At 70.5% G+C, this 15,215-nt stretch carries 9 protein-coding genes and 1 pseudogene; 4 read left to right on the plus strand and 6 right to left on the minus strand.

All coding sequences use genetic code 11. The annotated features are described in order from the left end of the window. Nucleotides 1-12: 12 nt before the first annotated feature. The 3 genes and pseudogenes from IF54_RS0125800 to IF54_RS0125810 form a co-directional block, all read right to left on the minus strand. Nucleotides 13-7,485: a SpvB/TcaC N-terminal domain-containing protein gene (locus tag IF54_RS0125800; RefSeq protein WP_030322687.1), complete on the minus strand. Its 7,473-nt coding sequence runs from the start codon at nt 7,483-7,485 to the stop codon at nt 13-15. A gap of 784 nt (nt 7,486-8,269) precedes the next feature. Next, nucleotides 8,270-8,491 (minus strand): annotated as a pseudogene (locus tag IF54_RS41455) (ATP-binding protein); the annotation flags it as partial. A 102-nt stretch (nt 8,492-8,593) separates the two neighbouring features. Beyond that, a complete protein-coding gene (locus IF54_RS0125810) occupies nt 8,594-9,841 on the minus strand; it encodes an MFS transporter (RefSeq protein ID WP_030322690.1) in 1,248 nt (415 codons plus the stop codon). 222 nt (nt 9,842-10,063) lie between these two features. Between IF54_RS0125810 and IF54_RS0125815 the strand changes: the two genes are divergently transcribed. After that, nucleotides 10,064-10,360, plus strand: coding sequence for a hypothetical protein (locus IF54_RS0125815; protein WP_030322693.1), 297 nt, complete (start codon nt 10,064-10,066; stop codon nt 10,358-10,360). Between the two features lie 80 nt (nt 10,361-10,440). Here IF54_RS0125815 and IF54_RS0125820 read toward each other — a convergent pair whose 3' ends face one another. Continuing rightward, on the minus strand, nt 10,441-10,851 hold the full coding sequence (locus tag IF54_RS0125820; RefSeq protein ID WP_051735528.1) for a hypothetical protein: 411 nt from the start codon (nt 10,849-10,851) through the stop codon (nt 10,441-10,443). 58 nt (nt 10,852-10,909) lie between these two features. After that, nucleotides 10,910-12,484 carry a carboxylesterase/lipase family protein gene (locus IF54_RS0125825; RefSeq protein ID WP_051735529.1) on the minus strand — a complete coding sequence of 525 codons (1,575 nt, stop codon included), beginning with the start codon at nt 12,482-12,484 and terminating at the stop codon, nt 10,910-10,912. 138 nt (nt 12,485-12,622) lie between these two features. Between IF54_RS0125825 and IF54_RS0125830 the strand changes: the two genes are divergently transcribed. Continuing rightward, complete coding sequence (locus IF54_RS0125830; RefSeq protein WP_030322698.1) at nt 12,623-13,216, plus strand: TetR/AcrR family transcriptional regulator; 594 nt, start codon at nt 12,623-12,625, stop codon at nt 13,214-13,216. 430 nt (nt 13,217-13,646) lie between these two features. On the opposite strand, the gene IF54_RS0125835 is transcribed toward IF54_RS0125830, so the two are convergent. Further along, entirely contained in the window at nt 13,647-14,360 is a 714-nt protein-coding gene (locus IF54_RS0125835; RefSeq protein WP_159002198.1) for a DUF3472 domain-containing protein, read from the minus strand. A gap of 178 nt (nt 14,361-14,538) precedes the next feature. Between IF54_RS0125835 and IF54_RS0125840 the strand changes: the two genes are divergently transcribed. Together IF54_RS0125840 and IF54_RS0125845 are read left to right on the plus strand one after the other, a co-directional pair. Beyond that, nucleotides 14,539-14,757 (plus strand): hypothetical protein, encoded by a 219-nt coding sequence (locus tag IF54_RS0125840; protein WP_107047891.1) that lies wholly within the window; start codon nt 14,539-14,541, stop codon nt 14,755-14,757. Between the two features lie 241 nt (nt 14,758-14,998). Continuing rightward, nucleotides 14,999-15,199 carry a hypothetical protein gene (locus IF54_RS0125845; RefSeq protein ID WP_030322702.1) on the plus strand — a complete coding sequence of 67 codons (201 nt, stop codon included), beginning with the start codon at nt 14,999-15,001 and terminating at the stop codon, nt 15,197-15,199. The last annotated feature ends 16 nt before the right edge of the window (nt 15,200-15,215 follow it).

Genomic DNA, 15,215 nt, shown 5'->3' on the forward strand with positions numbered 1-15,215 from the left:
GGACATGCGTATTCACCGTGTCGGTCGGGTGAGGCGAACCTGAGAGACCGGGGTGAGGTTGCTGGTGTTGGCCGTCGGAGGCAGCGGGTCCACTGCGATGGGCGGTGGGCCCGGCACGCCCGGAGGATTGCCGCCTCCAACTCCTCGAAGCACGTTCAGGTACCGGGAGTCCGCTGCTACGGCTGCCTTGGGCGACAGCAACTGGTCGAGCGGGATCCGGCCCAGGGGCTGACGGGTGGTGGCGTGGACCGCCTCGACGGAGGGGATGCCCAGTTCTCGGTGCGCCACCGCCCTGCGGACACCCTCACCGATGTGGAAGCGTGGAGACTGAGGCGGCTCGGCACGGGGCGCCCTGGGAGCCGGGGCGGCGGGCTCGGGTGCCGTGGACCTGAGGAAGGCCGGCTCGGCGGGTGGCCCGGCCGGCGGACTGCCGCCAGGGCCCGGCTTGCCCCCGCCTGTTCCCGCGGATCTCGTTGCGGTGCTCGGCCTGGGCGGTACGGATGGCGGTCCGAGCGGCCGACCGGTCTGCCACATCGCATAGCCCTGTGCGGCCAGGTGAGCGAAGCCGGCGGCCGCTACGACGTTCTCCTCGAACTGCTGGGCGGAAGGGCCGGCAAGGGCGCCCAATGCGGTGGGTGCGGGGGCACCTTGCACCGTCTGGACCGCCCCGGAGCCGGCCACGTCGGCGCCCATCACCATCAGCGGGCCGCCGGCGATGCAGCCGACCCCCGTTTCGCACAGCGCTGCTCCGGCGACGAAGGCGCCGGCGCCGGCCACCACCTTGACGGCACCCGCCGCTCTGGGAGCGATCTCCTCCTTGGTGAACTCCAGCGGAGCCCATTCCCGTGGGTCCCAGGTGAATTCCCAGTCCGTGCCGCGTGTGTCGGTGCGATTGACCGGATCACCGCCGCACATCCGATACTGGTTGACGCCACCGGCCGGGCCGGTCGGATCGCACGATGCCCAACGCGCAGACCAGGGAACGTAGTAGCGCGCGCCATGACGGCTGAGCCCGCTCTCCTCGTCGCGTTCCCGGCCGGTGAACCGGTAGCACTTGCGGGTGTAACTGCCGAAGCTGGTCTCGCCGTACGGGGTGTACTCCTCGCGGTTGGTGAGGGCGCCGGCGGCGTCGAGGACGGCTGTGCTGCTGCCCAGGTGGTCGGGCAGGTGGTAGGCGGTCGCCGGGCCGCGGTCGTCGGGGTGGGCCGGCCCCGACCGGACCAGGGCGACGCGCTGGCTCTCGTCCATCACGTGGACGTGGTTGTTCTGCCCCGCCGCTGTTCCCGCCGCCCACCGGTGGTGCTCGAACATCTCGTCGAGATAGTGCGTCACCTCCACGGCCCCGCCCTGGCGGCGGACCAGCTTCTTCACCCGCTCGCCGGTCGCCGCGTACAAGTACTGCGCGTGCACGGACGGTTCGGCGCCGGCGGTCTGGGTGGCGAACGCCGTCAACCGGTCCGCGTGGTCCCACCCGAAGTGCCGGGACGTGGTCTCCGACAGCATGTTGCCGTTGCCGTCGAAGACGTAGTCGTACACCGTGCTTGCCACGGTCGTGCGCTGGATCCGGTTGTTGTCGGCCGCAACGGTGTGGGTGCGGGTGAAGCCTCCGGTGGCGGTGTGGGAAAGAGTGAGCAGGTTCCCGGCCCGGTCGTAGCCGTAGGTCTCGGTGTACGCCTGGGTCTGCGTCACGTCGGTGCCGCGCGGCAGCCCGGGCCACGGATCACCGGCGGGCAGTGCCCGGTGCTCGCGGCCGGTGGCGGACAGCAGACGGTAGGCCGGGTCGTACGCGAACCTGCGGTCGAGCGCGTCGCCGCCGCCGAGCAGTCCCCGGAGCACCGCGTCGGTCGTGGTCAGAGCCGCGGGATTGTTCGGAATGCCGCTGCCGGGCGCGCGGTCGCGCACGCCGAGGATGTTCCCGACGAGGTCGTAGTCGTAGCCGTGATCCTGCACCGCGGCCCCGGCCGGCCGGTACGTGGGTCCGGTGGCGAGCGTGTAGGGCTCGCTGCGCATCCTGGTCGGCCGGAAGGTGCGCGGGTCGTAGGCGTACCTGGTCATGATGCCGTTGCCGTAGGCGACCAGGATCCGCTGGCCCTTGGCGTCGTGGGCGATCCGCTGCACGAGGACGGTACCGTCCAGGCTGACCGCCTCCAGCGCTCCGGCCCGGTTGTACGTGGGCCGCATCTCGCGGCGGCGTCCTTCCACGTCTGCCGGCAGCAGCCGCGACACCACGCGGCCGAGCGCGTCATAGCGCATCGTCGTGAGGTAGCCGGCCGGCTCCAGCAGTACGGCGTCCCGGGCCGCCCGGTCCTGGCCCGCGGCCGGCGTCCAGTCGACCTGGAACGGCGCCACCTGCCAGCCGTTCGCCGCCGCAGCCGGGTAGGTCGCGAGGACCGGGGCGTCGGCGATCACCCGGCGAGCTGATTCCAGCACGTCGCCCTTGAAATCGATCGCGGTCACGGAGACCAGGCCCGCCTCGTCGCGATGGCGCACCACCCGGCCGAGCAGGTTGGCCGCGCGGGCGGCGGCACGGTCGGCGGTGGGCTGGTCGGGCGTGCCGCCGTCGCCGTACTCGAGGATCTGCCGCAGTGTCACCGCTTTGCCGGCGGCGTCGCGGGCCCACACCCGGGTCGGCCGGTGCAGCGCGTCGAAGACGCCGAGCGCCAACGCCCCTTTGCCGTCCCGCGATTCGACCGGAGAGCCGAGCACGTCGGGCACGGTGTCGCGGCGGCCGGCGTCGATGCCGTCGGTGCGCCAGCAGCGCCCGGTCAGGTCGTGGACGTAGCGAAAGGCGGTGCGGCCGAGCGGGTCGGTGACCGAGACGAGGTTGCTCCGGATGTCGTACGCCGAGACGGTGGTCAGCCGGTCCTCGTCGGCGGTTCCGGTGCGGACGACCGCGCGCACCGTGCGGCCCAGCGCGTCGAACTCGGCGCTCGCGGGGGTGTTCCAGTGGCTCTGGAAGGCGGTGCCGGCGTCCGGGTGGGTGCGGCCGGCGTTGTCGTTGGGATCGTAGGTGTACGACTCCCACGGTGTCGGTGCGTACCGGTCCGGGTCGGTCAGCTCGGTGGGAACGCCGAGGACGACGCGCTGTTCGCTGCCGTCCGGGCCGACGACCCGGACGGCGTGTCCACGCGGATCGTAGAACGTGCTGGTCCGCTGCCCCAGTTGGGCGTCGAGTGCCGGCGCGTAGGCGTAGCCGGTGGAGAAGAACGGTTCGTACTTGCGTACGATCCGGCCCTTGTTGTCGTAGATCTGCCAGCCGGAGACGATCACGTTGTCCGGGTCGGACGGACCGCGGGTACGGCCCGCGCTGTCGTCGGCCGGTGCGAGATCTCGGCCCGGTATGAGGCCGCCGCCGAAGACCGGGTCACCGAACAGGGTGTCCTCGGCCTGGCCGCGGGACTGCACAACCCGGCCGAAGCCGTCGGTGAACTCCACCGACACGATCACCTCGTCGCGTCGGTCTGCGGGGGCGGTGTTGTCGCTGTCGTGGTAGACCCGTTTGACGCTCCGTACCGAGGTGGGCTCGCCGCGCTCAGCGAAGGCCGTGAGGTCGTACGACATCACGGTGCCGGGCGCCGTGCGGTCGCCTTCGCCGTTCTTGCCCCGGACGAAGTGGGCGGTGACCAACCCGCTGGGGGAGAAGGCCACTTCGGCGATGTTGCCGTTCTGGTCGGTGACCGTGCGGGCCCGCAGGACCCGGTAGTCGTAGGCGGCGGCCATCTCCAGCCCGGCCGGGTCGATGGAACGCACCGGTAGCAGGTCGTGCTCGTCGTAGTCGATCCGGCTCTCTGCGCCCAGCGGGTCCAGCGAGGCGACCGGCAGCCCGCGCGGCACCCTTCCGGTGACGTGGACGTCGTAGCGGTGCCGCGCGTCGGTGACGTAGTAGCCACCGGGCGAGCCTGGTACGTCGGTGTCGGTGCAGTGGTTGTGGCCGGCCAGCGGCGGCAGCAGGCGCTGGAACTCCGGCGGGTAATCGGCCGGCCAGGTGGCCGGCCCGCCCGGCGCGAGGTACGGGGGCCGTGGGTCGCCCGGGGCGTGGAGCGAGTCGAGGAACGCGTCGGTGAACGCGAGGGTCTCGGTGCGGGTCGCCAGGCCGTACTCGCCGAGCGTGCCGAGCGGCAGCCCGACATAGGCGTCGCCGTCGTAGTACGTGCGGGTGTGGCCGATCACCCGCAGAGACACGCCGTCCCCGGTGGCGCGCTGGGATCCGGCGAGGACGGCGGTACGCAGGTCCGCCACGGACAGCCGGCCGTCGTTGACGACCTCGTAGCCGGTCGTCCTCGCTTTGCGGTCGAGCAGATAGTGGTCGGTGTCGTCGCGGCGGGCGTACTCGGTGGTCGTGTAGGTGGCCAGGTACGGCTCGGTCGGCGCGCCGGGCGGGGCCGCGGCCAGCGGGTCCCGGCCGCGCGGCACCGCGACGGAGATCTCCCCGGTCGCGAAGCCGTACGCGTCGTAGCCGGTGGGGAAGGTGAACCGGGTCATGGGTTCGTCCCCGCGCTCCCACTGCGTGGTGCGATTGCCCAGGGCGAAGGGGAAGAAGATGCGTTCCCGGCTCGCATCCTGCGCGTCGGTCGGAGCGGACACCTCACGGACGCCCGGGAGGCTCTCGGTCACCGTGTAGGGAAGGCCCCTGCGGGCGGTGTCGTCGAGCGCGTACAACTCCGTGCGCAGCGCCTGCCCGCGCAGCGTCCGCAGTGCGGCCCGGCGGGCGTCGCGCGGCAGGGCGGCCAGGAGCGCATCCTGCGCGGCCGGCACGGACAGCATCTGCGCGTCGCCGGCCCAGTACTCGTGCCGCAGGTCGAGTTCGGTCCAGTCGCCGGCCTCGTCGGCGGCGACCGGCCCGAGATGGAACCAGCTCTTGGTGAGCGTGGGCGGCGTGTAGTGCTCGGGCGGCACCGCGCCCGGCCCGGTGGGTGCGGCGCCGAAGCTCTCCGTGTCGAGCTGCTCGACCATCGCGAAACCGCGGAACTCCCGCTCCACGCCGTCCCAGTAGCCGTGGTGATAGCGGTACTCGGTGCTCAGGCGGCCGCTTGAGATCCGGTCCTCGACCGCGACCTTGGTGACTACCTGCACGGGAAACGGCAGGGTGGTCCGCCAGCGCGTCGCGGGCTGCGTCTGGTCGCGCAGATACTCCCGGGTGGAAGGTGTGTACGTCACCCGGGTCACGGCGCCGAGGTTGTTGTCCATGCCGGTCAGCAGGTACGGCTTCGTACCGCCGGTCAGGTCGAGGAACCGCACGTTCGCCCCGCCGCGACCCGAGGTGCCCGCCGCGCGGCTGAACAGCAGCCCGGCCATGCCGGTCCCGTTCAGGTCGCACAGCTGGACCGAGTCCGCGTCGACCAGGTCAGGAGTGCCGGCGACGACGAGAGGCTCGCTCGTCCAGGTGTTGCCCGACCGGTTGCCCCAGAGCGACACCCGGCCGCGGTCGACATACACCAGGTCGGCCGTGCCGTCCCCGTCCACGTCGCCGAGCAGCACCCGGCGGGGGTCGTAGCCGTCGGGCAGCCGCGGCGAGTCGCGCATCGTCACCTTGGCGCCCCAGCGGTTGTAGCCGAGGTTCGGCCAGTAGGAGATGTTGCCGCTGCGCAGCAGTACGAGGTCCTGGAGGCCGTCGCCGGTCATGTCCGCGAGTCGGACCCGGGGATCGGCCAGGTCGACGCCGGGCCCGCTGCCGTTGCTCAGCGCGGTGGCCTGCCAGGCCAGTTGGGGGTCCCGGTCGTTGAACCAGGCCTCCAGGCGACTGCCTGAACGCAGCACGTCCGTCAGCCCGTCACCGTCGAGATCGACCAGCTTCACGTTCGGATCGGCCAGACTCACGCTCGGCGTGTGCCGGTAGGGCCTGAAGGACCGTCGCGACCAGCCGCCGGCGAACGTCATCGGGAAGTACCCCGTCGGTCCGCCGCCCACGGTCGTGCGGGCGCCCGGTGCGGCGGCGGGGGAGACGACCAGATCGGGACGCCCGTCGCCGTCCGCGTCCAGGAACTGGACCCCGGCCGCGCCGAGCGGGAACGCAGGGGCCTCGGCCGGTGTCCTGGGCAATTCGAACCGGCCGTTCCCGGCGTTGCGCCACACTCGTTGGGTCGCGCCGAACTCCACGACATCGGGCAGGCCGACCCCACGCAGGTCCACGAGTGCGTGCCTCGGGCCGTTCAGCGCAGTGGTGGGCAGGCCGGGGCCCGTGACGGGCGCGAAACGGCGGCTTGCCGGCTCGAAGTCGGTGTACGTGAATGCCAGGGGCGGGAAAGCCTCGACGGCAGGGTCGGCGAAGGAGACGGCCGCGGCGATGGCGCGGTTCGCCGGCTGCTTGTCCTCCGCAATGTTCCGGCTGTCTGAGACTTGGCGGTTCTCTGAGACTTGGCGGTTGTCGGACCCTGTGTCCGGCGTCGGTGTGAGCGGCTCCCCTCCTGACGCGGGTCCGCCTGGCCCACTCCCCGCTCCGCTCGTGCCCGATCCACCGCCTCCAGAGCTCGAGCCGCTACCGCCGTCCCCCGCGCCCGGGGAGTCCGTTCCCGTGCCTGCTGTCCCTTCGTCGATACCGACGCACGTCACATCGGTCAGCAAGGACACACCGTTGAAGGCGGCCTGGTCGTAGCCGAGGCGGTACTCGCGGGCCACCCGTGCCACCCCGTCGCCCGCGTGCGTGCTCACCCTGACTGTGTCGCAGCGCAAGGACGTCCTGACCTCGAAACCGGCCCGATAGTCGGAGAACGGGTCGGGGCGCGTGGAGTAGTCGAAGTCCACCGTGACCAAGAACGTCGGGTCGGACCGGTCGCCGTAGTCCGCGTACTTGATCCGGGCCAGCAGGGGCTGGTCCCACACACGGCCCGGCTCCTGGCCGAAGTCCCGTAGGTAGGAGTACCTGACCAGGTTGCCGAGGGCGTCGGCTGTCTCGGTGATCCGCCAGCAAAAGACATGGCCCGGTGTGCGGGAGTCGGCGACCACGGCCGGGTCCCGCCAGCCGTCCGGTGCGTCGGCCGGCCGCGGTGTGCCGTACCTGGTGCGGGAGCCGTCCTTGGCACGCACCTCCCAGAAGTCGCCGGAGGCGTCCTTGACGTGCTCGATCCGGGCGAACACGCCCTCGGTTCTCGGCCGGTAGTGCACCCGCCCCGGGTAGGCACCCGCTACGGGAACCAGATCCTCCGCACCCGACAGCACGAACACGTCGGCACGCTCACCAGCCATGACGCCACCGGCGTCCACGTAGCGCGGCAGTCCCCGCGAGGTCTTCCGTGACACCCCGGGCAGGGAGAGCTGCCAACCGAGCCCGAAGGGACCGTTGCCGCTGCCCGTGCTGTACCCGAGCGTCAACTGGGGCTGGAGACCACCGCGTCCGGCCGGCAGCGCGATCGGCACCGAGAAGTTCCCGGTCCCCGTGAACAGGTCGGGCGAGAACTTTTCCCCCAACCCGCCCACCGCGCCACCGCCTTTCGGCAGCGAGATGACCGACCCGGCCGCGGCAGTGTCGGTGGTGCCCTCAGTCCCCATGCGTTGTTCCCCCGCCCTCGATGATCACTGGAATGCCTCTGGGTACCGGTGGTCTCCCTACCGGGACTCCAACGAGCAGAGTGGGGGGTGAGGAAGGGTCTGTCGTGCGGTGTTCCGCTGAGCGGACCGGGCTGGAGAGGGGCCCCGGAGAGCAGCCGCGATCGGGACGGGCTCTTGCACAGATCCTGTGGTGTGGCCGCTGAGCGTTACTGACGAAGGATCATCTTGCAGAGGAGTGGCAATCCGGCTCGCCTGTAGAGCTGCCACTAGATCTTTGTCACCCGATTTACGGCGCCTGCCGTGCCGCCTGAGCTCGGCTGCATGGTGAGTCCGGCGACCACGGCTTCCAGATCGGTGGTGCGTCCGTGAGGACAGTCCGGAGTGGGGTGAGGTTTCACCCCGGTACCGAAACGCTGGGTGGTCGAGCGGACCCACCGCTGGCTGATGCTGAACCGCCGCCTGGCCCGTGGCTACGCAACCGCTGCCCGCCCGGTTCCAAGCCGTGATCCACTTTGCGCTGACCGACCTCATGACCCACCGGCTCACCAGCGAGAACACCGTCTCGTGTGGTGACCCGACACCAGCACCTCAAAGCCGCATCACGGGATGAGACAACAGGACGGAGCAACCTCTCAGGACCGGTGCGGGGAGGCGTCGGCGCCTTTGCGGGAGCGGTTGCTGCGTACCTCGTCGTGGTGGTCGGCTGCCCAGCCGATGAGCTGTTCGACGATCTCGAGGAGGCCGTCCCCGGGGGTGCCGGAGCATACTCGACGCGTGGTGGCACCAGCAGATCAGCGCATCGCCGGTCGAGTTCGTCGATGCAGAGCACATCGACACGGCCGCAGCGGGCGATCGTCTTGGACAGCTGCTACTCGTCGGCGGCCTCGAATAGCTCGTTCACCAGCATGGTGGCAGGCATGCAGCGGACGCGGAAGCCCTGCATCGCCGCCGCGACGCCCAGCGCGATCACCGGGTGGGACTTGCCGGTGCCGGAGTCGCCGATCAGCGAGTTGACGGTAGGCAGGACGGCGAGACAACTCGCCTGTTGGCAGTGGCGGTTCGGCCCGAAACACGATTGAACCTGTGGCTGTCGCGGTCGGGGTCGAGCTCAGCCCGGTACCGGATCTTCGGAGGCGGCCAGCGGTTCTGGGGTGCTCGGGACCAGCGCGCGGATGGAGGGGGTGGCGAGCATGGCGAGGGTGGCGAGGAGGATGAGCGCGGCGGCCGCGTAGAGGGTGGCACGGAGGCCGAGGAGGAGTACGGCCGGTCCGGCGGCGAACTGGGCGAGCGGGAGCGCGAGATAGGAGCCGAGGTCGTCGTAGGCGTAGACGCGGGCAAGGCGGTCCTCGGGGATCTGCTCGTTGAGGGTCGAGTACCAGGCGACGCCGGCTTGCTCGACGCCCACGCCCGCCACGAAGTTGGCGATGACCAGCAGCCAGGTGTGCGGGGCGAGGGCGAGCAGCAGTGGGGTCATCGCTGTCAGGCCCATCAGGGCGCAGCCGACCAGGATCGCGCGCCGGGGCTGCCAGCGCAGCGACAGTATGCCGCCGGCGACCGCGCCGAGTGAGGACGCGGCGACAGCCAGGCCCCAGCCGGTGCGACCGATGGCGGTGGTGTCGGCGACGGCCGGGCCAAGGACGGTGAACGAGGCGGTGAGGCCGGCGTTGAGGAAGCAGAACGCCGCCACGATCACCCACACCCAGGTGCGGGAGGTGAACTCGCGCCAGCCGACGCGCAGTTCGTGCACCAGGCCGTCGCTGGGCGCGGGCGGCGCTGCCTGGACGCGGATCAGCGCGAAGAACGCGGCGGCGAGCGTGAAGCTGAGTGCGTCGACGGCCAGGCCCCAGCCGGGGCCGATGGCGGCGGCCAGTACGCCGCCCAGCGAGGCGCCCACGATCGCCGCGCTGCTGCCCGCGGTCCGGGAGAGCGCGAGGGCGGAGCGGCGGGATTCGGTCGGCACGGTCTGGGGGAGCAGGGCCTGGGCGGCGGGCTGGTAGCAGGAACTTGACGCCCCGTTGACCGCGGCGAGCACCATCAGCAAGGGGATGGCGGCGTGGTGGGTGAGGACCAGGGCAGCGACGAGCGCCTGGCTGGCGGCGCTGACCAGGCTGCTGCCGACCAGCAGCGGGCCGCGTGGCAGACGGTCCGCCAGCACCCCGCCGTACAGCAGGAAGACGATGCCGGTGAGGGAGTGGGCGCCGACCACCAGCCCGAGCGAGCCGATCGACCCAGTTGCATCCAGCACGGCGAAGGCCAGGGCGATCGGCGCCACTCCGTTGCCGAGCAGATTGGCCGTCGTACCGATGAAGAGGTGACGGAACGGGCGGTGGCGCAGAGGCGCCAGGGCGGCAGACATGCGCCTGATCGTCGGGACTGAGCGCCGTGCCCGTCAACGGGATATCGGACTGCCGCCGGGTCCTGCGGCGCCGTACGGTCGCTGAGGCGCGGGCCATCGCGTGGAAGACCGGCGGGTCGACTCTCTCGCCGTGGGCCTGCCCCGGGCAAGTCACGGCCCGCGGGTAGGCCCAAGGCGGCCCTGCGCGTCCCCGTTGTCAGTGGTGGCTGCCACGCTGATCAGATGAACGGCGATGAGCAGCTGCTGAACAGACGCGTCTACGGCACCGACCACGACGCCCACAATCCCGGCCCGCTCCCGCACCGGACCTATGCCGAACTTGTCGGCGGGCCACTGGACGGCCTGCTCCTGGACATACACGGGTGGCGGACCGAGGACGTCGACGACGGCGTGGCCCTGCCCACCGAACTCGGGCAGTATCCCGGCGGCCGCTCGCTGTACGACGCGCGTCCCGGCGAGCCGCGCACGCCGGGCCCGGGCGTGAGCTGCCGTCTGTACTTCTCCGCTGACTCGCCCTGACCATGGGTCCGAGCCAACTGGTCTCACCGCGGCCGCCTGATCTCGGGGTGCCGGCGGCTGCCGACCGGATTCCCGACGCTTCAGCCGCGGCGCCACCGTTCGATGCGCTTCTCCCAGGGCCGATCGTCCGTGGTCTCCAGGAAACCGCGGTGGTTGATGAGCAGGTACGCCTCGTCGGCCGATGCATCGGTGGTGTTGAGGATGAGGGGTTGGCCGGCGTTGAGCAGGCCGCCGAGGAAGCGGCCGTAGAGGTGGGTGAAGCGGGTTTCTGCCGCGGTGATGTCCGCGCGGGTGAGGGTGAGATCGCCGTTGTCGGACCAGCCGGTGAGGACGAGCAGGTCGGGGCGCAGGATGATTCGGCCGCGCCGCTGGAAGAGAGTCCTTTGGCTGATACCGGCGGCGATCTTCGCTGCTGCTCGCTTCTCGCGCAACTCGTCGGCGGTGGCGCCGATGTAGTCGGCCTCGGCAAGCGGCGGGGCGAATTCGTTCATGGGGATCCTCCGGAGGGGTTCGTTCGTACGGTCCGCGAGGGTGGGCCGATGACGGGCGTCAGGAGTTGCGGGACCAGAAGGCGCAGCGGTGTTCGGCTGCCGCGTCCACGCCGGCGAGTGTGTTCCGAGCCAGCTGCTGGGTGTGTGGGAAGGGCGGCCAGCCGTCGCCGGGCGTGCCACTTCTGGCGAACGTCGTCCACGCGGCGATCATGCGTCGGGAGAGGGCGGACTGCCCGTCGTCGAGGCGGAGGTCGCCCATGCCGAACAAGTAGGGCAGCTCCGCGCTGTGATAGGCGCCCAGCGGGAAGTCGGGGCGCAGGTCGGGTGCCGGTGGGTGGCGGTCGGCGAACTCGTAGCTGTAGACCGGAACATGCCTGGCCAGCAGTCGGTCGGCGGCCAGGGTGGGGCACACCCAGCTGCGGTCGGTGCCGACCTTGGCCCAGGTCAGTGCGGGCGTGGCAGCGGGCGGGTACACACGGGCGATGCGGTCTGCTTGCCGTCGGCCGTAGGTCTCGGTGAGCAGGCGGCGGTAGTCCGCTGCCGTCAGCGGCTTGTCCAGCGTGAACAGGGCGGCAAACAGCCGGTGTTCGTCACGGGTGTTGCCCTGTAGGACGGGCACGCGGTGGAAGTCGCCGGCGGCGAGCGCGCGGGCCGGCGAGTGGGGCAGGACGCTCGTCCCGTAGGCGGGCTGGTGGAAGCGCCCGTTGAGGGTCAACACGTCTTTGGTGGGCTTGGCGCGCAGGCATGTCACGCTGCGGCAGCCCAGAGCATCGCGGCCTTTGGCGGCCAGCTCGTCCTGGGGGGCGAAATAGGTGGCGGCGGGGTCGCCGGGCGCGAGCGTGTTCTTGGGCCAGTTCTGCTGGCAGGAGCCGCTTTGGATGACCGCGCGGTGGAAGAGGCCGGCGGCCTTGGGTGAGGTGAGCTGGGCGCACACGCTCGCGCCTCCGGAGGACTCGCCCATGAGCGTGACATTGCCCGGATCGCCGCCGAATGCGGCGGCGTTGTCCCGTACCCAGTGCAGGGCCGCCTGCTGGTCCTGGAGGCCGAAGGCTCCGGAGTCGGGCAGGTCCGGATGGGCGAAGAAGCCCAGGGCACCCAGGCGCGAGTTGACCGTCACGACAGTGACGTCGCCCTGCCGGGCCATCCGGGTGGCGTCGTACTGGTCACCGGAGCCCGAGCTGAAGGCCCCGCCGTGCAACCAGACCACGACCGGCCTCGGGGCCGTGCGGTCCGCTCCTTCTGCGGGCGTGGTGACGTTGAGATACAGGCAGTCCTCCGCGGAGTCCGCCACCTCGGGCTGCGCGCAGGCCGGTCCGGGCTCGGTCGCCGTCCGCGTGCCGGTCCAGGTGGGCGGCGCGGCCGGCGGACGCCAGCGCAGAGGGCCGACCGGAGGCGCCGCGTAGGGGATGCCCTGATAGGTCGTGACGCCCTTCACGGTTGACCCCTTCAGGCGGCCCTGGCGTACACGGACGCTGTCCGGCCGGGTCTCGGGGTGGTGACCGTGCGTACGCCGACCGTGCGCGTGCTGACCGGCCGTCACCGGCGAGGTCTGCACCGCATCCGCCGTGCCCATCACCAGCACGAGGAGAGCCGCACCCAGTGCAGCGCCGGCGGTGGAGCGTCGCTTCGGCATGATCCAGTCCGTCCTGTCCCTCGTGACGCGCAGCGTTCGGGTAGCTCACCCCTCGTTGCAATACATTCGTATTGCAAAAACGAGACTAGGTTGAGCCGACCAGGAAGGCAAGCACGAGGAAGGAAGGTGCCCGTCGACGTGCCGCGACAGGTAGACCACAAGGCCCGCCGGGACCAGATCGCCGAGGCGCTGCTGGACATCGTCGCCGACCAGGGACTGGAAGCGATCTCGGTGCGGGCCGTGGCGGCGCAGGCGGGCGTCTCGGTAGGGCGCATCCAGCACTACTTCGCCAACAAGGACGAACTGCTCGCCTATGCGATCGAGTACCAGGACTGGCTGGTCCAGCAGCGGTGGAACGAGCAGGCGTGGCCCGAGGGCGAGCCCACCCCCAGAGAGGCGCTGCGATGGGTGCTGCTGGAGACGATCCCCAGGGACGACCGGCGTCGGCGCGAGTGGCTCGTCGGCGTCGCTTACCTCATCCGCATGCTTGCGAACCCCAAACTGCGCGCCCTCTACGTCGACGGGCTGCCCCGCCTCTACCGGCTCCTCGCCGACCTCGTCCGCATGGCCCAGGAAGCCGGCGACATCGCGCCGGACCGCGACCCTGATGTGGAAGCGGAACTGCTCTTCGGCCTTGCCGACTCGCAGGGACCACCCGTCGTCCTGGGCCTGCGCACCCCCGAACAGGCCGCCGCTGCCATCGACTACTACCTTGACCATCTGTTCCGGTAACCGCCGAGGGCGGCGCATCTGGGAGGCCCATGGGGCAGGAGGGGTGCCCCAACTGGCCGCGTTCTCGCCACCCTGCGGGCGATTACTGCACCGCTCGAATACCGACACTCCACCACTGCCATGCAGACGAACACGCGCCCGGGGGAGTGCACCCAGGTGAGGCTACGTCTTCAGTTCCAGCACGATCCACCGGCGAGATCAGAGTTGATGCTGGAAGCCAGCGACTGAAGCGGTTCCCCTGTACAAACGGCATGGACGCCGCGCACCTGCTGCTCATCAGGCACGGAGATAGCCAGGTCGTGGCCGCAGGTTGTGTCGTACAAGACCCCGGGCCTCTGCGGCCTGGGTCTCTCGAAATGCTTGAGACCTGGCGGCCGAAGAGGAGTCATCCATCCCACCGTGTCCGCACCGACTCCCACGTTCAATCGGGTCACGGCCCGCCGAGGGTCACTTTGGCCGCTTTGGTCCACCCGAGATCCACCAAGGACACCGAGCCGCCGGTGCAGGCTCCCCGGCTGGAGGACCCGTACGTCGAGGTGTACTGATACTGGCCACCTCCCAGAGCATTGGCCGCGGGCTGCGTGAAGTACGCCACCGACAGCGGGACCCCATTGCAGGGGACGGCGTCGCCGTAGTACTCGCTGAAGTTGGCCGGTGTCCCCAACAGTCGCTGACTGACCGGCACACGAAGACGTCCGATGGGTGTGTCGACGCCGGTCTTCATGTTGCGCACCCACGCACCCCACCACTGACCCCCGGAGTCCGCCGTCAGCCGCCATACGCGCAGGCGGTAGTCGGACTGCCGGTCGATCGCGTACGGGATCCTGCAACTGAGGCCGGTCCCCTCGCCGTCGAAGGGTCCGCAGTTGCCTCCTCTGCTGCCGTTTGCGTTCCACAGTGAGAAGATCGCTGTCTCGCCGGTTGTGTGGTCGAAGCGCGTGCCGTTGGTCTGCAAGCCCATGTACCCGCCCTTGCCCGGCGTGGCCGTGAAGTCCCACATCATCGCCCAGTACGAGTGGTGGGCCTTGCGAGTGATCTGCACACGCTGGTCGATGTTCCAGAACCCATTGGCGCCGTGGAAGTCCCACAACGCATATTCGTTGGCATCTTGGTGCTGCCCGGCCTGCGCCGACGCGGTACTCATCACGACCATCGTGCACACGGCCGTTATCAGGCCCAGAAGCCTCCCGCAGAGATGAGCCAGCCGACCGCGAAGATGTCCGCGTGCGTGGTGCATCCGTCCCCCCATCGCGGCCACCCGCGGTGGCCGTTGCCTCAGCGTGGAGGCGGAGGTCGGCATCCAGAAGAGGCGTGCGGGAGCGTTGCCCGGCGTTGAGGCGCACTCCGAGCGGCTCACTGAGGAAGCAGACGTTCTCGGCCTCGACGACGCACTCGTCGCAGAGCTTCGGCGTCAGTTGCGGGACCTCGACCGCATCGCGAACCACTCGTCGGAGCTCCGCCATGCGAATTTGGGGCTGCCCATCGAGACGGTGAACGGCCTCCGCGCCGAGCTGCGGCCCTCGCTGTCCAGCCCCACCTGACCGGCGGCAGTGCAGTTCACGCGGTCCCATGATCAATGCCGATGGGGGCGTTGCACCCGGTGCCGGGCCAGTCCGGAGCGCGGTCCGCCATTCGTGGTGATCGTGCAGAGAATCGCCGGACTCCTCCAACGAGTATGGTTCGGGGCTGCGCCCACGGTGAGACTGGCAGCCAGCAGCGGTCTGCCCGCGGAGTGTGCCGGCCGCCGAACCTTACTGGCCCGTCATCGTTCGAGGAGTCCAGATGCGTCTGCGCAAGCGTGCGATCGGCGCCGTGTTCATGAGCACCGCGGTCTTCACCGCCCTCGCTCCCCAGGCCATGGCCGCCCCCATGCCCTGGGAGACCAGCAAGACCCCCACGATCCCAACCCATCACCTTCCCTCCGCAGCGTCTGGCGGCAGCGGCACGGTCACCGTGCTGTGCACCGGAGGCTGCTACCAGTAGGAGGCCACGCGGGAAA

The organism is Streptomyces sp. NRRL B-3229 (assembly GCF_000719505.1).
Classification (GTDB): domain Bacteria; phylum Actinomycetota; class Actinomycetes; order Streptomycetales; family Streptomycetaceae; genus Streptomyces; species Streptomyces griseorubiginosus.

Bases quoted from the DNA above. Each gene is read 5' to 3' on its own strand.
- IF54_RS0125800 (WP_030322687.1), bottom strand. From the start codon at position 7,485: ATGGGGACTGAGGGCACCACCGACACTGCCGCGGCCGGGTCGGTCATC.
- IF54_RS0125810 (WP_030322690.1), bottom strand. From the start codon at position 9,841: ATGTCTGCCGCCCTGGCGCCTCTGCGCCACCGCCCGTTCCGTCACCTC.
- IF54_RS0125815 (WP_030322693.1), top strand. From the start codon at position 10,064: ATGAACGGCGATGAGCAGCTGCTGAACAGACGCGTCTACGGCACCGAC.
- IF54_RS0125820 (WP_051735528.1), bottom strand. From the start codon at position 10,851: ATGAACGAATTCGCCCCGCCGCTTGCCGAGGCCGACTACATCGGCGCC.
- IF54_RS0125825 (WP_051735529.1), bottom strand. From the start codon at position 12,484: ATGCCGAAGCGACGCTCCACCGCCGGCGCTGCACTGGGTGCGGCTCTC.
- IF54_RS0125835 (WP_159002198.1), bottom strand. From the start codon at position 14,360: ATGAGTACCGCGTCGGCGCAGGCCGGGCAGCACCAAGATGCCAACGAA.
- IF54_RS0125845 (WP_030322702.1), top strand. From the start codon at position 14,999: ATGCGTCTGCGCAAGCGTGCGATCGGCGCCGTGTTCATGAGCACCGCG.